Genomic DNA, 17,107 nt, shown 5'->3' on the forward strand with positions numbered 1-17,107 from the left:
ACGTCAGTATGGACCAGGTGAAGGCGCTGATCTTCGACGTATTCGGCACGACGGTGGACTGGCGCGGAAGCATGATCCGCCACACGGCGCGGTTCGGGCTGCCCGAGGAGACGGCCGACCTGTGGCGCGACCAGTACCAGCCGCAGCTGGAGACGGTCCGCAGCGGCCGTCGCCCGTGGGTGAACCTCGACGTGCTGCACCGGATCGGGCTGGACATAGTCCTGGCCGAGCTGGGTATCGACCTCCCAGACCGCTATCGCCGCACGCTGGTCAAGGCGTGGCATGCGCTCGACCCGTGGCCCGACGTCGTCGCCGGGCTGACGCACCTCAAGGAGTCCCACATCATCGCGCCCTGCTCGAACGGCCACATCGCCCAGTCGGTCAACCTCGCCAAGTACGCCGGGCTGCCCTGGGACGCGATCCTGGGTGCCGAGCTCGCCCACGCGTACAAGCCCGACCCGGCCGTCTACCGCGCCAGCGCCGACGCCCTCGGCCTCGCCTACGACGAGGTCTGCATGGTCGCCGCGCACAACGACGACCTGCACGCGGCCCGGGCGGCCGGGCTGCGGACGGCGTTCGTCCCGCGTCCCACCGAGGACTCCGAGCCCGACAGCGACTGGGACATCGTCGCCACGACGTTCGCAGAGCTCGCGCCTTGAAGCACCTGATCGCGGGGTGGGGCACGGTCCTCGCCTTCCAGTTCTTCGGGGACAGCCTGCTCTCGAAGGGCAACCTGGACTCGGTCCCGATCGGGCTGCTGCTGTTCGCCTGGATCCTGGGCGTGATCCTGTGGTGCGCGTTCGGCGTGATCGTCGCCGCCGACCACCTGGCGGAGATGCTCGGCGAGCCCTACGGCACGCTGATCCTCACGCTCAGCATCGTCGGCATCGAGGTCATGCTGATCAGCGCCGTCATGCTGGGCGGTGACGCGCCGACCGTCGGCCGGGACACGATGTTCGCGGTGATGATGATCGTGCTCAACGGCGTGATCGGCCTGTCGCTGGTCATCGGCGGGCTCAAGCACCACGAGCAGGACTACAGCCTCCCGGGCGCCTCCGCCTTCCTGAGCGTGATCATCCCGCTCGGGGTCATCGCGCTGATCCTGCCGGCGATGACGACGTCCACCGACGCGCCGACGCTCTCGACCACGCAGGCGATCCTGTTCGCCGGGGCGACGATCGTCCTGTACGTCTTCTTCCTCAAGATCCAGACCGGCCGCCACCGCGACCTGTTCGTCCACGGCGCGTCGGACGAGCACGAGCTGGAGGAGGTCAACTCGCGCACGATCGGCAAGTGGGTGGTGCTGCTGCTCGCCGGCGCGATCCCGATCGTGCTGCTCTCCAAGAGCCTGGACAAGGTGGTCAAGGCCGAGATCGAGCTGATCGGCGCGCCGATCGCGCTCAGCGGCGTCCTGATCGCCCTGATCGTGTTCACGCCGGAGGGCATCAGCGCGCTCAAGGCGGCGTCCAAGAACCAGCTCCAGCGCACGGTGAACCTGTGCCTGGGCGCCTGCCTGTCCACGCTCGGCCTGACGCTGCCGGCGGTCCTCATCATCGGGCTGATCACGGGCGAGCAGGTGATCCTGGGCCTTGACCCGACCGGCCAGGTGCTCGTCGCGTTGACGCTGCTGCTGAGCGTGGTGACGTTCTCCGGCCCGCGCACGACCGTGCTGGAAGGGGCGGTGCACCTGCTCGTCTTCTTCGTGTACATCGTGCTGGTGTTCTCGCCGTAACATCTTGGCGCGTTGGCGTACGACGAGCTCCGCAAACTCCATGCCCTGCAGCGCGTCACCGACGTCGGTCTCGCGTACCTGCCCCTGGACGAGCTGCTGACGGAGCTCCTCGAGCGGATCGCGGAGATCCTGCACTCCGACACCGCCGCCTTCCTGCTGCTCGAGGAGGACGGCGCCTCGTTGCTGGCGACCGCGGCGAAGGGCATCGAGGAGGAGGTCGAGCAGGGCGTCCGGATTCCGGTCGGCGGCGGCTTCGCCGGGCGGATCGCGGCCGAGCGGCGGGCGATCTTCATCGAGGACGTCGACCACGCGGACATCCTCAACCCGATCCTGCGCGAGAAGGGCATCCGGTCGATGCTGGGCGTGCCGCTGCTCGTGGAGGAGCAGGTGATCGGCGTGCTGCACGTCGGCACGCTCACGCCGCGGCTCTTCGACGAGGCCGACACGGAGCTGCTCCAGCTCGCCGCCGACCGCGCCGCCACGTCGATCGAACGCGCCCGGCTCTTCCATCAGCGCGGCGTCGTCGAGGCGCTGCAACGCAGCCTCGTGCCTGAGCAGCTGCCGTCGGTGCCCGGGCTGGAGCTGGCGGCGCGCTACCGCCCGGCGGTACGGCGCGGGGGCATCGGCGGCGACTGGTTCGACGCCTTCCCGCTCGGGCGCGGCGGGATCGCGCTGGTCGTCGGCGACGTGATGGGGCACGGCATCGGCGCCGCCGCGTTGATGGCGCAGATGCGCACGGGCCTGCGCGCCTACGCGCTGGACGGGCACTCGCCGGCCGGGGTCGTCGACCGGCTCAACCGGCTCCTGCTCACCCTCGGTCAACGGCTGATGACCACGCTGGCGTACGCGCTGCTCGACCTCGAGCGCGAGCAGGTGACGCTGGTCAGCGCCGGCCACCTGCCGCCGCTGGTGCGTGCGCCCGGCGGAGAGACCGCGGTGCTGGCGGTCGACGGCGGCCCGCCGCTCGGCGTCTCCACGGTCTCCACTTACCACGAGACGACGTTCGACTTCCCGGCCGGCAGCACGCTGCTGCTGGCGACCGACGGCGCGGTCGAGGTGCGCGGCGAGAGCATCGACGACGGGCTGGAGCGGCTGCGCGCGTTGCTGGAACGCGCCGACGACCTCGAGGTGCTCTGCCAGGACGTCGCCGAGGGGGAGGTCCGTGGCGCGCCCGCGGACGACGACGTCGCGATCCTCGGCGCGCGGCTGGAGCTGCTGCCGGACACGCTGCGCACGACGTGGCCCGCGTCAGCGGAGACGCTGCCGGCGATGCGCCCGCTGCTGCGCCGCTGGCTCGGCCGCTGGGGCGCCGGCGAGGACGAGATCTACGACATCATCGTGGCCGTGCAGGAGGCCTCGGCGAACGCGGTCGAGCACGCGTACGCGCCCGGCGCCGCGACCTACGAGGTCACCGCCGAGCACGACCACGGCGTGATCCGCTTCGTCGTGCGCGATCGCGGACGCTGGCGCGAGCCGCGCGGCACGCACCGCGGACGCGGGATCTCGATGATGCGGGCACTGATGGAGACGGTCGATGTGGTCCAGGACGAGGAGGGAACGCGGGTGGAGTTGCGGCGAACGCTCGGGAGGCAGGCGGCGTGAGCATCTGCGAAGCGATGCTCGAAGCGACCGCCGATGGCGCCGCGTCAGCGGCTGCCCGGATGGTTCGCCTGTGAGCGAGCTGGCACGGGTGGCGGCGCAGTGGCACGGCGATCTGCCGGTCGCGGTGGTGCACGGCGAGGTGGACGCGGCCAACGTGGCCGAGATCGGCGTCGCGCTGCGCAGCCTGGTCACGAACCGCTCGTCGGTGCTGATCGTCGACCTGTCGCCGACCACCTACCTCGACAGCGCGGGCATCAACCTGATGTTCTCGCTCGGCGACGAGCTGCGCGGCCGCCAGCTGAACCTGCGGCTCGTGATCGCGCCGCGCTCCCCGATCTCGCGCATGCTCGCGATCACCGGGCTCGACAAGGCGTACCCGACCTACGCGACGCTGGACGAGGCGCTCAGCGCGTAGGCGGCGGGCGAGCGGCCGACGACGGCCTTGAACGCCTTGATGAAGTGCGCCTGGTCGAAGTAGCCGAGGTCCAGCGCCATGCTCGCCCAGTCGGCGTCGCCCTCGGCCATCCGCTCGGCCGCCTCGTGCAGGCGGATGCGGTCCAGGACCCACTTGGGGGTGACGCCGACGTACTCGCGGAACAGACGCTGGAGCGTCCGCGGGGAATAGCCGGCGTAGGCGCACAGATGCTCGACGCGGGTGATCGACGGGTCGCGCAGCATCGCGGCGTGCAGCTCCACGATCTCGTCGACGCGCGGGTCGTCGGTCCAGCCGTGGGCGCGCAGGCCGTCTTCGATCTCGGCGAACGTCGTCGGGCGCAGCGGGCCGAAGACGGTGTCGGCGACGAGCACGCTGTTCGTCAGCGTGTGGGCCGGGACGGGGTGGAACGCGTGGAAGCCGCCGGGACGGAACTTGGTGGCGATGGCCCGGCCGGAGCCGGTCAGCTCGCGGTTCCAGCGCCGGGTGTGGACGCCGGTGATCCATGCGCCGTCGGCCTCGAAGGTGAGGTTCACGCTCGGGTGGGTGACGATCTCGGACGTGAACGGGGAGCTGAGGTCCCACTCGACCATCCAGTGGCGCTCCACGAGGTGCGCGAGGTCCGCCGAGGGCGGCTCGCGGGTGAGCACGACGTGCCGGCGGAACGCCTCGGGCCGCAGGATGCCGCGGGTGTCGTCGTGCATGTCGCGTTCTTACAATACGGGCGCTTTCCGGGGATTTACGGTGGCTCGCATGTCTGTGAAGCCGATTCCCGAGGGGTTCCACACCGTCACGCCCGTGCTCGCCGTGGACGGCGGCGTCGAAGCGCTGGGGTTCTATGAGCGCGCGTTCGGCGCGCAGGTCCGCCTCAAGCTCGTGATGGGCGGCAAGCTGATGCACTCCGAGCTGCAGATCGGCAGCTCGATCGTGTGCGTCAGCGACTCGTTCCCGGAGTTCGGGTCGGTCGCGCCGAAGGCCGACGAGGCCGTGCCGGTCGCGCTGATGATCTACACCGAGGACACCGACGCGCTGTACGCGCGGGCGACCGAGGCGGGCGCGACCGGCGTCACGCCGCCCAACGACACCTTCCACGGCGACCGCGCGTGCTCGCTGCGCGACCCGTACGGCCACCGCTGGATGATCTGCACCCACATCGAGGACATGGACGAGGCCGAGATGCAGCGCCGCACCGAGGAGGCGATGGCCTAGGTCACCCGCGAGACCGTCGCGTCCACCTCGCGGTGCACGCCACGCTCGACGAGGTCGCGCAGGCGGTCCAGCGCGTCGTAGACGTCGACGAACCGCGTGTAGAGCGGCGCGACGCCCAGGCGCACGGAGTCCGGGCCGCGGAAGTCCGGGATGACGTCGGCGCGCTCGATCAGCGCCTTGCAGATCGGCCACGCCTCCGCGTGGCGGAGCGAGACGTGCGAGCCGCGCAGGTGCGGCTCGCGCGGCGTGCCGACGCTGAAGCCGAGCGGCGCGAGCCACTGGTCGTGCAGGGTGAGCAGCAGCTCCGTCTGGGCGACGGACTTCTCGCGCAGCGCGTCGATGCCCGCCTCGGCGGTGATCCGCACGCCCTCCTCGACGGCGGCGAGGACGAGGATCGGCGGCGTGCCGGCGAGGAAGCGCGTGATGCCGGGCGCGGGCTCGTACGGGCGCTCCATCTCGAACTGGCGCGCCTGGCCGAACCAGCCCTGGATCGGGCTGACGAGCGCGTCCGGCTCGCGGACGTAGACGTAGCCGGTCGCGCCGGGCCCGGCGTTGAGGTACTTGTACGTGCAGCCGACCGCGTAGCGCATGCGCGCCGCGTCGACGGGCACGGAGCCGGCGGAGTGGCTCAGGTCCCAGATCACCGTGTCCGGGAAGGCGGCCACGTCGGCGAGGGCGCCCGACCGGTAGGCGACGTGCGAGAGCACGGTCAGCGCGCCCTCGGGCACGTCCTCCGGCTGCGGGCCGTACAGCGGGTCCACGGGGAAGACCGTCAGCTCCAGGCCGCGGGCGCGCGCGATGCCCTCCAGCACGTAGCGGTCGGTCGGGAAGTTGTCCTGGTCGGTGGCCAGGTGGGTGAACGCGCCCGTGTCCAGGATGGCGTTCACGAGCTTGAACAGGTTCACCGTGACGCTGTCGGCGACGAGCACCGTGCCGCTCGGCGCGCCGATGACCTCGGCGAGCGCATCGCCGGTGCGCGTGGGCGCGTCGATCCAGTCGTGCCAGCCACCGACGAGCTCGGCACCCCACTGGTCGATCACGCGGTGCAGCCGCTCGCGCGTGCCCTTCGGCAACCGGCCGAGCGAGTTGCCGTCGAGGTAGAGGCGATGGGGGTCCTCGATCACGAAGCGGTCGCGGAAGGCGGCGAGCGGGTCGGCCGCGTCCAGCCGCAGCGCGTCCTCACGGGTCACAGCCATGCGAGCACCGCCTTCCACAGCGGGTTGTCCGGATCGATGTGGCCGAAGTGGTCCTCGTCGGGCTCGACGATCAGCGACGCGCCGCTCGCCGCCGCGAAGCGCTCGCTGATCTCGGGCGGGACGATGTCGTCGCGGCCGCCGTGGGTCAGCAGGACGGGAACGCCGAGCGGGAGCCGCTCGATCGGCGATGCGAGATCGCTCGGGTGGTCGCCGAGGAAGACGTCGACGATGCCGTTCGAGAGCCGCAGCTCCCGCGCACGCTGCAGGTCGAGCACACCGGCCTGCGAGACGACGCCGGTCACGGCCACGCGCGGAGACTCCCGGGTCGCGGCCCAGGCGGCGAGGTGCCCGCCCGCGGAGTGCCCGATCGTCACGACGCGGGACCGGTCCACAGGCAGCTCGGCCAGCAGGTCGATCGCCGCGGACACGTCGTCCAGGGTCTCCGGGACGCCGCCGCCGTTGCCGATCCGGCGGTACTCGACGTTCCACGCCGTCCACCCGCGCGCGGCCAGGTCGTGCGCGAGCGGCTCCATCAGGTCCAAGCCGTACTGGGCCTTCCAGAACCCGCCGTGGATGAGCACGGCCACGGGCCCCTCGCCGTACAGCACGCCGTACTGCGAGGGGTCCGATCCGTACCTATGAAGCTGCGACTCCAAGGCTCTTGAGCGCGTCGGCCAGCTTCGTGATGCCCTCGTCGATCTGCTCCGGCGTGACGCCCGAGTAGGCGAGGCGGAGCGTGTTGGCCGCGCCGCCGAAGTCGCTGCCCTTGACGAACTGGACCTCGCGCTGGGCGGCGGCCTTCTCGAGCTCGGCGGCGTCGACGCCCTCCGGCAGCTCCACCCACATGAAGTAGCCGCCGGACGGGTTGGCGAACTTCGCCTCGGGGATCTCGCGCTGGAGCGCGGTGACGACCGCGTCCTTGCGGGCCTTGAGGTTCGTCTTGACCGTCTCGATCGCGCCGTCCATGCGCCCGGAGCGGGCGAACTGGTTCACGATCGACTGGGCGACCATGTTCGGCGAGATGTACGTGTTGGTCGCGATGCCCTGGATCTGCTTGATCACGGCCTGCGGGCCGACCAGGTAGCCGACGCGGATGCCCGGGCACACCGTCTTCGAGAACGAGGACGCGTAGACGACGCGGCCGGCGTCGTCCTGGCTGAGCATGGTCGGGATCGGCTCGCCCTCGAAGCGGATCGACACGTACGGGTCGTCCTCGAAGATCGTGAAGTCGTGCTCGACCGCGAGCTCCAGCAGCGCCGTGCGCTTCTCGGCCGAGAGCGTGTAGCCGGCGGGGTTCTGGAAGTTCGGGATGATGTGCGCGAGCTTCGGGTGCACGGCCTCGGCGAGCACGGTCTTGAGCGCGTCGATGCTGATGCCGTCGTCCTCGAGGTCGACGAAGCGCACGTCCGCGCCGCGCTCGCGCAGGTTGAGCAGCGTGCGGTCGTAGGTCGGGTTCTCGACGATCACCGCATCGCCCGGCTGCACGAGCAGCTCGAACAGGAACGCGTCGGCCTGCATCGAGCCGTTGGTGACGAGCACCTGCTCGACGGCGACACCGTGCTGGTCGGCGATCCACTCGCGCAGCGGCACGTAGCCGACGCTCGTGCCGTAGGCCGTCGTCCCCGCCGGGTCGTTCTCGAAGGCGAGCTTGGAGGCCTCCTTGAGGCCTTCCACGTCAACGATGTCGAGCGACGGCGCCCCACGGGCGAAGGAGATCGTGGCCATGCCGGGGAGACTAGCGGCGTTTGCAGAACGTCCCGACGCTGATCACGACGGGCTGGTCGAGCCGTCGCGCGGCGTACTCGATCGTGAGCGTCCGCGGCGGCTTCCCCCGCTCCAGACGGCGGACGTCGGCCGTCGTCATCTGGTACATGCGCAACCGCCGGAGCGCGGCCTTGCCGTCCTGCGTGCGCGGCTGCGCCAGGCCGGCCACGGCCATCCCGGGCGGGCAGCTCACGCGCGCCGTCTCGCGCTTGAAGGTGCGCTGGCCCGCGGGCAGCGCGACGGTGAGCTTGGCGATCGCGACGTCCGGCGGGAGCGTGCTGCCCGCGCGGATGGGTGCGCCGCTGATGGCCTTGCCGCCGACCTCCGCGGCGGGCGCGCGGTCGCGCACGACCTCCTTCTGGCCGGCGACCCACGCGGTCGCGCCGCCGGCCGCGAGCACGGCGCAGCAGCCGCCCGCGACGAGCTTGGCGGTCACGCCGCCGCCCCCGCCGACGGCGGACAGCAGGCCGCCGAGCGGCCCGAAGCCCAGCGGCGGGACGAGCACCCGCAGGCGGTTGCGCGTGGCCTTCAGGTTCGCGCGGAACTCGGCGCACGCGGAGCAGCGCTTGACGTGGCGCAGCGCGTGCTCGGACGGGCGGCGCTTCTCGTCGTGCGCGGCGAGCAGGTCCTCGCGGATGTCGTGGCAGGCCGCGTCGCGCGCCTGCGCCGCCGCGTTGAGGCTGATGCGGGCGCGCTTGACGAGCTGGCGCGACGCCTGCGGGGTGACCTCCAGCACGCTCGCGACCTCGTCGTGGCTGAGCCCGTCGAGCTCGCGCATCAGCAGGGCCGTGCGCTGCTGCTCGGGCAGGTCGGCGAGGTCGTCGATCAGCGCGCGCAGCTCGTGGCGGCGGCTGAGCGTGGCGTAGACGTCCTCGCCCGCCGCCAGCTGGTCCTCGTCCTGGAGCGCGACCGGCCGCGTGCGCCGCAGCTCGTCCAGGCAGAGGTTGCGGACGATCCGGTGCAGCCACGGCTTGAGCTCCACCGGCCGCTCGTCGGCGCGCAGCGCGCGGTGGGCGCGCAGGAACGCCTCCTGGACGACGCCCTCGGGATCACCGCCGTGCGCGCGCAGCGCCCGCGCGGCCGTCGCGTGCAGGCGCCGGGCATGGCGCTCGTGGATCGCCGCGAACGCGTCCTCGTCCCCCGCGCGGAAGCGCTTCACCAGGTGCTCATCGGAGCGCAGTCGCAGGGCGGGGGTCACTGGAAGAGCCTACGAGTCGGGCGGTGGGGATGTGACGGACGTTCGTGCGGATAATCCTGGCTGTGGACTACCTGTCGCGAGCTGCCGAAGCGGTGGCGGCCTGGCGCGAGCCGGCGCCCTCGCACCCCGCCCTGGAACCTGACGCGGCGCGCCTGGACGCCGCGTGGAGCGAGTTCGTCGAGCGGATGGGGACGAGCTATCCGTTCCACCACCCGCGCTACGCGGGGCAGATGCTCAAGCCGCCGCACCCCGTCGCGATCGCCGCCTACACCGCGGCGCTGCACATCAACGCGAACAACCACGCGCTCGACGGCGGGCCGGCGACGAGCGCGATGGAGATCGAGGTCGTCGAGTGGCTGGCGGAGATGTTCGGCCTCGGCGGCGCGCTCGGGCACCTGACGTCCTCGGGCACGATCGCGAACCTCGAGGCGCTCTGGGTGGCGCGCGAGCTGCACCCGGACAAGGCGGTCGTCTACGGCGCGAACGCGCACTACACCCACTCGCGCATGTGCGCCGTGCTGGGCGTGCAGGGGATCGAGGCGCCGGCGGACGTGGCCGGGCGGATCGACCTCGACGCGGTCGAGGCGCTCTGCCAGACCGGCGGAGTCGGCACGATCGTGGTCACCGCGGGCACGACCGGCACGGGCACGCTGGACGACGTCGCGCGCGTCGTGTCCTTCCGCGAGCAGTACGGCGTGCGCGTGCACGTCGACGCCGCGTACGGCGGCTTCTTCACGCTGCTGGCGGACAGCGGGCTGATCGACGGCGGGCCCTTCCGCGCGATCGCCGGCGCGGATAGCGTCGTCGTCGACCCGCACAAGCATGGCCTGCAGCCCTACGGGTGCGGCGCGGTGCTGTTCCGCGACCCGGGCGTCGGACGGCTGTACAAGCACGACTCGCCGTACACGTACTTCACCTCCGCCGAGCTGCACCTGGGCGAGATCTCGCTCGAGTGCTCACGCGCGGGCGCCGCGGCGGCCGCCCTGTGGCTGACGCTGCGGTCATTGGACCTGGCGCCGATCCTGTCCGCCGGCGTGCGGGCGGCGCAGGCGTGGGCGGCGCTCATCCGCGAGTCCGACGTGCTCACGCTGCACCGCGAGCCGGAGCTGGACATCCTCACCTACTTCCCGAGCGGGACGCGTGCTTCGGCGATCGACGCCGCGTCCGAGCGGGTGCTGCAGGCGGGCATGACCGAGCCCGATCCCGTGTTCCTGTCGACGCTGCGGATCGGCCGCGACGCGTTCGCCGCCGCCCACCCCGAGGTGGAGCTGGACGTCGACGGCGTGCGGGTGCTGCGGTCGGTGCTGATGAAGCCCGAGCACGAACCGCACGTGCCGTGGCTTCACGAGCGGGTCAGTCGAATCGTGAGATCGTGAGCGCGAAGCGGCCCGTGTAGCTGGTGCCGCCGAAGGAGCGCACGAGCGTGCCCGGGCCGGCCGACGAGCCCGCGACGACCGCCTTGCTGCCCGCGATGTCGATCGCGTCGAAGCGCGTGTAGACCGGCGTGCCGCCCGGGGGCTGGCCGAGCACCGGGTAGGTGATCCCGCCGCTGCCGTAGGCCTTGTCGCGGGCGCCGTTGGCCCGCAGACGGACGAGCAGCGAGTCGGGCGCGCGGCCCGTGCCGGCCAGCACGATCCGGCCCGCGCGGTCGCGGACCATCGACGTGATGCGCAGGTCGCGGCCCGAGCGCGTGATCCGGGCGACGCCGTTGCTGCCGAAGCGCGTGTCCACGGTGCCGTCGGGCTTGATGCGGATGACGCTCCCGCGCGGGCTGCCGGTGGCCGTGAGGTCGGTGCCGGCGACGAGCGTGGTGTTCGACGGGCCTTGGCGGATCGCCGCGGCGCCGATGCCGGGTCCGGCGCCGGGGCCGAGCGGGTGCGTGATGACGCCCGTGCCGCCCCAGGCGGGGTCGGGTGCGCCGGCGGCGTTCAGGCGCACGACCGTGAACGAGGCCGCACCGGTCGCGACGGTGTAGGTCACCGTGCCGTCGGCGCGCAGCAGCAGGCTCGTCACCTTGCCGGTCAGGCCGAGCGCGGGGTTCGTGAACGCCGGGTCGACCGTGCCGTCGCCCAGCAGGCGCATCAGGAACGGCGCGCCGCCGGACGAGCCGCCGAGGTAGACGACGCCGTTGCGGTCCATCGCCATCGCGCCCAGCTCGACGTCGGCCGGGCCGCTGAGCACGTAGCCCAGCCCCGCGCCGAAGCTCGGGTCCACCTCGCCGCTGGGCAGCAGCCGCAGCGTGACGAAGCGCGTGGAGCCGTCCGCCAGCCGCAGCGTGCCGGACGCGACGACGCGGCCGTCACGCACGATCGCGATGCCCTTCACGCCGTCCAGCGACGTGCCGGGCAGCGCCGGGACGACCTGGCCGCGCGTGCCGAACGTGCTGTCCAGCGAGCCGGACGCGCGCAGCTTGACCAGCACGAGCTGGCCCGCCGCGGCACCGCCCGCGAGCACGCGGTTGCCGCTGACGACCTTGACGGCATGGCCGACGGCATCGGCGTCCGTGGCCTTCAGCGTGACCGTGCCACGGCGGCCGAAGTCCCGGTCGGGGTCGCCGGCGGCCGCGAGCGCAGTGCTCGGCAGGGCCAACAGCAGGGCAAGGACGGTCAGGACGCGGATCATCGGAGCCTTCAACGCTTCACACGTGTGAACGATGCGGCGAGAGCATGGCAGGCGCGGCGGCGCCTGCCATGCGTCCCTGCCTCTGGTCAGGCGGTCTTGAGCGATCCGGCGATCTCGGCCGCGATCTGCGCGACCTCGGTCGGCGTGCGGCCGACGCGCACGCCGTTGGCCTCCAGCGCCTCCTGCTTGGCCTTGGCCGTGCCGGCGCTGCCGGACACGATCGCGCCCGCGTGGCCCATCGTCTTACCGGGCGGTGCGGTGAAGCCCGCGATGTAGGCGACGACGGGCTTCGTCACGTTCGCCTTGATGAACTCGGCCGCCTCTTCCTCGGCGGAGCCGCCGATCTCGCCGGCCATGACGATCAGCTCGGTCTCGGGGTCGGCCTCGAACTCGGCGAGGATGTCGATGAACGACGAGCCCGGGACCGGGTCGCCGCCGATGCCGACGATGCTCGAGTTGCCGAAGCCGGCCTGGGCCAGCTCGTTACCGATCTGGTAGGTCAGCGTGCCGGAGCGGCTGACGACGCCGACGTTGCCCTCGGAGAAGAACGACGCGGGGATGATGCCCACGTTCGCCTTGCCCGGCGACAGGATGCCCGGGCAGTTCGGCCCGACCAGCCGCACGTTCGGATTGCGCGTGAGCTGGTTGTAGACGCGCAGCTCGTCGTGCGCGGGGATGCCCTCGGTGATCGCGATGATCAGGCTGATGCCGGCGTCCTCGGCCTCGAGGATCGAGTCGGCGGCGAAGCGCGGCGGCACGAAGATCATCGCCGTGTTCGCGCCGGTCTTGTCGACGGCGTCGTGGAACGTGTTGAACACCGGGATGCCCTCGACGTCCTGGCCGCCCTTGCCGGGCGTGACGCCGGAGACGACGTTCGTCCCGTAGTTGCGGTTGTTGAGCGTGTGGAACGTGCCCTCGCGGCCCGTGATGCCCGAGACGCAGAGCTTCGTGTCGTTGTTGACCAGGATCGCCATCAGCCAGCCAGCTCCACGACCTTCTTCGCCGCGCCGAGCATCGTGGACTCGGTGTGGACGTTGGGCAGATTCGCGTCGGCGAGCAGCTTGCGGCCCTCGACGTCGTTGGTGCCGTCGAGGCGGACCACGAACGGCACGGACGGCTTGATCTGGTCGAACGCCTCGATCAGGCCGCGTGCGACCTCGTCGCAGCGCGTGATGCCGCCGAAGATGTTGAACAGCACCGCGGTGACGTTCGGGTTCGAGAGGATCACCTCGACCGCCTGCGTGATCGCCTCGGCCTTCGAACCACCGCCGGCGTCCAGGAAGTTCGCGGCCGAGCCGCCGGCCTGCGCGACCACGTCCAGCGTGGACATGACGAGGCCCGCGCCGTTGCCGAGGATGCCGACGTTGCCGTCGAGCTTGACGAACGTCAGGCCGCGCTCGCGCGCCATCCGCTCCTGCTCGTCCTCGGCCGCGACGTTGCGCAGCGCCGCGTTGTCCGGGTGGCGGAAGAGGCTGTTGTCGTCGAGCGTGACCTTCGCGTCGAGCGCGGCGACCTGGCGGTCGGCGGTCACGATCAGCGGGTTGACCTCGACGAGCATCGCCTCTTCTTTGACGAAGGCGTCGTAGAGCTTGGCCAGCAGCGCGCCGAGCGGGCGCACGACGTCCGCGTCCACGCCGGCCTCGAACGCGAGGCGACGGGCGTGGAAGTCCTGGAAGCCGAGCAGCGGGTCCACGTGCAGGCGCACGAGGGCGGTCGGGTCCTTCTCCGCGACCTCCTCGATGTCCATGCCGCCCTGCGTCGAGAGCATGACCAGCGGGCGCTTGGCGCTGCGGTCGAACACGATGCTCGCGTAGTACTCCGCGGCGATGTCGGACGCGGCCTCGATCCACACCTCGTGGACGGTGTGCCCCTTGATGTCCATCCCGAGGATGGCCTTGGAGTGCTCCTCGGCCTCCTGGCGGTCCTTCGCCACCTTGATGCCGCCGGCCTTGCCTCGGCCGCCGATCTGCACCTGCGCCTTGACGACGCAGGGATACCCGATCTCGTCGGCCGCCGCGACGGCCTCCTCGACGGTGGTGGCGGGGGAGCCGCTGGGCACCGGCACCCCATGACGGGCGAACAGCTGCTTGCCCTGATATTCGAGTAGATCCATGGCGGACGGCCGAGCTTACCGCTCGGGTTGTGACGGACTGCGCAAACCCTCCGGCGGGCCTCGCGCGCGGAAATGTCATCATGCACGACCGCGATGCCCCTCCCTAAAGAAGTCACCTTCGTCACCTTTGATGTCTACGGCACCCTGATCGATTGGGAGACCGGGGTGTACGACGCCTTCGCCAAGGAGGCGGAGAAGGACGGCTACACGCTGTCTAAGGAGGAGCTCGTGCCGCTCTTCCTCGAGACCCAGCAGGAGATCAAGAACGGCTCGTACGAGCTGTACGCGGAAGTGCTCCGGCGCACCGCGGTCCAGATCTCGCGCCAGCTCGGCTGGCCGCTGGAGCCGTCCCGTTCCGGCTTCCTCCCGAACTCGGTCTCCCGCTGGCCGCCGTTCAAGGAGACCAAGACCCAGCTCGACCGCTTCGCCAAGAAGTTCGAGCTCGGCCTCATCTCCAACGTCGACGACAAGCTGCTCGGCGAGACCCGTCGCTACTTCAAGACGGACTTCGACCTGGTCGTCACGGCCCAGCAGGTGCGGTCCTACAAGCCCGACCCCGCCCACTTCAAGGAGGCGGAGCGCCGGATCGGCACCAAGAAGGGCTGGGTGCACATCACCTCGTCGTACTACTACGACGTCGAGCCCTGCCTGAAGGCCAAGGTCCCGGTGATCTGGGTCAACCGCAACAAGGAGACCCTCGACGCGTCGCAGAAGAAGCCGACGGCCGAGGTGAAGACGCTGCTCGAAGCGGCGAAGCTGCTCGGCGTCGCCTGATCCTTGCGCGCGGTCGGCCTTCACGAGGACGTCATCGCCGTCACTTCCCGAGCGTTCGCCACGGCGAGCGTCTTGGTGCGTAGTGGCGGCGAGGCCTTCCTGATCGACTCGCCGGTCTTCCCGGACGAGCTCGAGATCCTGCCGGCGATCGCCGCGCAGGCGGAGTTCAACGTCGTCGGCGTCCTGACGACGCACGCCGACTGGGACCACCTGCTCGGGCGCTACGCGTTCCCGGAGGCGCCGCTCGGCGCCGCGGAGAGCACCGCGGCACGGCTCATCAACGAGCCGGGCGCGGCCCAGCGCAAGCTGCGCGACTTCGACGACGAGTTCTACGTCTCGCGTCCGTCACCGCTGTCGATCCCTGGCGCCCAACGCCTGGACACGCCGGGGTTCATCGACATCGGCGAGACGGCGATCGAGCTCCAGCCCGCCGACGGCCACACCGCCGACGGCATGGCCGTCTGGGTCCCGTGGGCCGGCGTGCTGATCCCGGGCGACTACCTCTCGCCCGTCGAGATCCCGATGATCTCCGAGGGCGGCTCGGTCTCCGCCTACCTCGCGACGCTGGACCGGCTCGAGCACCTGGTCGAGTCGGCGGAGCACGTCGTCCCGGGCCACGGCGGCCCGATCGACGCGCAGCGCGCCCTGGCGATCCTGCGCGAGGACCGCGCCTACCTCGAAGGCCTGCCGGACTCCCCGCTGCCGCTGGCGCGCCGCACCAAGGCGCAGCGCGAGATCCACGAGAAGAACCTCACGCGGCTCTGAGTCCGGTCAGCGGCGCCGCAGGACCCGGCTGGCCGTTGCCGTCCGCCGGTTGCCGGCGAGGTCGCGGACGTCGAAGGCCACCGTGACGCGCGCTTGGCGCCCGAGCCTGCGGACGGCCTTCGCCGACAGCTTCACGGGGACCCTCGCGGTCGCGCCCGCCGCGGCGCGGAACGCTCCGCGACCGAGGATCGATCGGCCCAGGCGGAGGCTGGCGGTGCCCGTGCAGGCGCCCTGGCCTGCGCCCTCCTTGGTCGAGCAGCGGACGTGCAGGGGGACGACGCCGGACGCCGGCACCGTGACCGTCGAGGGGTCCCGGAGCCGGATCGCCGGGGCGTTCGGGTTGGTCTGGAAGCGCGCCTCGGTGAGTTGTGCGCTCGGGGCGCCGGAGGCGTCGATCGCGCGCACGGTCAGCACGTGGTTGCCGGCGAGGAGCCCGTTGAGCGTGTACGGCGACGCGCAGGCGATCCACGGCCCGCGGTCCAGCCGGCACTGCGCCGCGCCGGTCGGGCTCGTGAAGGCGATCGTGACGCTGCGCGCGGCGGAGATCGGGGACGGTGCGGACGTGATCGTCACCGGTGCCGACGCGGGCGGCGGCGGGTCGACGGGCGGCGTGGGCGGCGCGTCGGCGGTGGTGAACGTCACGTCGGAGCCGCGCGTGGTCCCGCCGGCGCTCTGCGTCACGAGCCGGACGTGGTACGTGGTCGCGGGCGCAAGGTCGCCGACCCGCGCGCTGACGGGGACGCCGCCGGCGCCCGCGCCGATGCCCTGGCGCGCGGTGGCCGTGCCGTAGGCCGTCGTCGTCCCGTACTCGAACCACGCCTCGGTGGGGGCGTGGTTCGGGTCCGCGAGCCCGCTGAAGGTGGCCGTGGTCGGGGCGGTCGCGGAGGCGGCGCCGGTGGCCGCGGTCGGGGGCAACGGGGTGCCGGTGCCGCTCAACGCGATCGTGCGCGGTGCGCCGCCCGCGTCGTCGGCGATGGTGACGGTGCCGGCGTGCCCGCCGGGGAGGGTCGGAGCGAAGGTGAGGGCGACGTCACAGGTCCCGCCCGGCGCCAGCACGGTCGCCGCGGCGCACGTGGTCCCCGCCGCGAGCGAGAACGCCGTCGCGCCGGTGAGGGACACCGAGGACACGGTGAGCTCGGCGGTACCCGTGTTCTCGAGCGTCAGCGTCCGGTCGGACGTCGTCCCCACGAGCGGGGTGCCGAACGCGGCGGAGGTCGCGCTGAGCGTGGCGGCCGGCTCGATCAGCATCCGCCCGACGGCGTTGGCGGCGGTCCGCGTGAACCACAGGTGGTCGTCCGGTCCGCGCGCGAGGCCGTCGGCCTGGACGGGGAACGACGTCACGACCCCGCTCGTCGTGACCCGTCCGACGGCGCTGCCGCCGTACCACAGGTGCCCGGCGGCGACGGTGATGTCCTTGGGCACCGTCGGCACCGCGAGCTCGGTGATCACGCCGCTCGTCGTGATCCGGCCGACTCGTTGCGCGCCCGGGTCGGTGAACCAGAGGTGGCCGTCGGGGCCGACCGTGATGTCGGTCGGCTGCGCGCCAGCGGTCGGCACGGCGAACTCCGTGATCACGCCGGCGGGCGTGATCCGACCGATCCGGCCGGCGCGCTCCGTGAACCACAGGTTCCCGTCGGGCCCCAGCACGATCTCGGCCGGGTCCGACGCGGCCGACGCCAACGTGTACATGGTCGTGGTG

The 17,107-nt window shown here is 71.9% G+C and carries 17 protein-coding genes; 8 read left to right on the top strand and 9 right to left on the bottom strand.

The window, feature by feature from the left end; translation table 11 throughout:
- The first annotated feature begins 8 nt into the window (after nt 1-8).
- From C8N24_RS13015 to C8N24_RS13030, 4 genes are all read left to right on the top strand, one after another.
- Nucleotides 9-659: a haloacid dehalogenase type II gene (locus C8N24_RS13015; protein ID WP_121250532.1), complete on the top strand. Its 651-nt coding sequence runs from the start codon at nt 9-11 to the stop codon at nt 657-659.
- Entirely contained in the window at nt 656-1,732 is a 1,077-nt protein-coding gene (locus C8N24_RS13020; RefSeq protein WP_121250534.1) for a calcium:cation antiporter, read from the top strand. The genes C8N24_RS13015 and C8N24_RS13020 overlap by 4 nt, the downstream gene beginning before the upstream one ends.
- A 12-nt stretch (nt 1,733-1,744) precedes the next feature.
- On the top strand, nt 1,745-3,334 hold the full coding sequence (locus tag C8N24_RS13025; RefSeq protein WP_121250536.1) for an ATP-binding SpoIIE family protein phosphatase: 1,590 nt from the start codon (nt 1,745-1,747) through the stop codon (nt 3,332-3,334).
- A 70-nt stretch (nt 3,335-3,404) separates the two neighbouring features.
- Entirely contained in the window at nt 3,405-3,749 is a 345-nt protein-coding gene (locus C8N24_RS13030) for an STAS domain-containing protein (protein WP_170179057.1), read from the top strand.
- On the opposite strand, the gene C8N24_RS13035 is transcribed toward C8N24_RS13030, so the two are convergent.
- Complete coding sequence (locus C8N24_RS13035) at nt 3,716-4,471, bottom strand: helix-turn-helix domain-containing protein (RefSeq protein WP_121250540.1); 756 nt, start codon at nt 4,469-4,471, stop codon at nt 3,716-3,718. The genes C8N24_RS13030 and C8N24_RS13035 overlap by 34 nt on opposite strands.
- Before the next feature lie 49 nt (nt 4,472-4,520).
- On the opposite strand from C8N24_RS13035, the gene C8N24_RS33930 reads away from it, so the two are divergent.
- Nucleotides 4,521-4,976, top strand: coding sequence for a VOC family protein (locus C8N24_RS33930; protein ID WP_170179058.1), 456 nt, complete (start codon nt 4,521-4,523; stop codon nt 4,974-4,976).
- Here the strand turns inward: C8N24_RS33930 and C8N24_RS13045 are convergent.
- From C8N24_RS13045 to C8N24_RS13060, 4 genes are read right to left on the bottom strand one after another with little or no spacing between them, the layout of a single operon-like run.
- The gene (locus tag C8N24_RS13045; protein WP_121250542.1) at nt 4,973-6,172 is read right to left on the bottom strand and encodes a kynureninase; all 1,200 of its coding nucleotides are present in this window, start codon (nt 6,170-6,172) and stop codon (nt 4,973-4,975) included. The two genes, C8N24_RS33930 and C8N24_RS13045, sit on opposite strands and share 4 nt — an antisense overlap.
- A complete protein-coding gene (locus tag C8N24_RS13050; RefSeq protein WP_211339945.1) occupies nt 6,163-6,759 on the bottom strand; it encodes an alpha/beta hydrolase family protein in 597 nt (198 codons plus the stop codon). Before C8N24_RS13050 ends, C8N24_RS13045 begins: the two co-directional genes overlap by 10 nt.
- A 49-nt stretch (nt 6,760-6,808) precedes the next feature.
- On the bottom strand, nt 6,809-7,897 hold the full coding sequence (locus C8N24_RS13055; RefSeq protein ID WP_121250546.1) for an aminotransferase-like domain-containing protein: 1,089 nt from the start codon (nt 7,895-7,897) through the stop codon (nt 6,809-6,811).
- Between the two features lie 10 nt (nt 7,898-7,907).
- Nucleotides 7,908-9,134, bottom strand: a complete 1,227-nt coding sequence (locus C8N24_RS13060; RefSeq protein WP_121250548.1) for an RNA polymerase sigma factor — start codon at nt 9,132-9,134, stop codon at nt 7,908-7,910.
- Between the two features lie 62 nt (nt 9,135-9,196).
- Between C8N24_RS13060 and C8N24_RS13065 the strand changes: the two genes are divergently transcribed.
- The gene (locus C8N24_RS13065; RefSeq protein ID WP_211339946.1) at nt 9,197-10,510 is read left to right on the top strand and encodes a pyridoxal phosphate-dependent decarboxylase family protein; all 1,314 of its coding nucleotides are present in this window, start codon (nt 9,197-9,199) and stop codon (nt 10,508-10,510) included.
- Here C8N24_RS13065 and C8N24_RS13070 read toward each other — a convergent pair.
- The 3 genes from C8N24_RS13070 to sucC form a co-directional block, all read right to left on the bottom strand.
- Complete coding sequence (locus C8N24_RS13070; RefSeq protein WP_121250550.1) at nt 10,488-11,756, bottom strand: delta-60 repeat domain-containing protein; 1,269 nt, start codon at nt 11,754-11,756, stop codon at nt 10,488-10,490. The two genes, C8N24_RS13065 and C8N24_RS13070, sit on opposite strands and share 23 nt — an antisense overlap.
- Nucleotides 11,757-11,842: 86 nt before the next feature.
- Nucleotides 11,843-12,730, bottom strand: coding sequence for a succinate--CoA ligase subunit alpha (sucD, locus tag C8N24_RS13075; RefSeq protein ID WP_121250552.1), 888 nt, complete (start codon nt 12,728-12,730; stop codon nt 11,843-11,845).
- The gene (sucC, locus tag C8N24_RS13080; protein ID WP_121250554.1) at nt 12,730-13,869 is read right to left on the bottom strand and encodes an ADP-forming succinate--CoA ligase subunit beta; all 1,140 of its coding nucleotides are present in this window, start codon (nt 13,867-13,869) and stop codon (nt 12,730-12,732) included. Before sucC ends, sucD begins: the two co-directional genes overlap by 1 nt.
- Nucleotides 13,870-13,962: 93 nt before the next feature.
- Between sucC and C8N24_RS13085 the strand changes: the two genes are divergently transcribed.
- On the top strand, nt 13,963-14,643 hold the full coding sequence (locus C8N24_RS13085) for an HAD-IA family hydrolase (RefSeq protein ID WP_121250556.1): 681 nt from the start codon (nt 13,963-13,965) through the stop codon (nt 14,641-14,643).
- Between the two features lie 3 nt (nt 14,644-14,646).
- Complete coding sequence (locus C8N24_RS13090; RefSeq protein ID WP_121250557.1) at nt 14,647-15,408, top strand: MBL fold metallo-hydrolase; 762 nt, start codon at nt 14,647-14,649, stop codon at nt 15,406-15,408.
- Between the two features lie 6 nt (nt 15,409-15,414).
- Here C8N24_RS13090 and C8N24_RS13095 read toward each other — a convergent pair whose 3' ends face one another.
- Nucleotides 15,415-17,097 carry a virginiamycin B lyase family protein gene (locus C8N24_RS13095; protein WP_121250559.1) on the bottom strand — a complete coding sequence of 561 codons (1,683 nt, stop codon included), beginning with the start codon at nt 17,095-17,097 and terminating at the stop codon, nt 15,415-15,417.
- Between the last annotated feature and the right edge of the window lie 10 nt (nt 17,098-17,107).

The organism is Solirubrobacter pauli (genome assembly GCF_003633755.1).
Lineage (GTDB): Bacteria > Actinomycetota > Thermoleophilia > Solirubrobacterales > Solirubrobacteraceae > Solirubrobacter > Solirubrobacter pauli.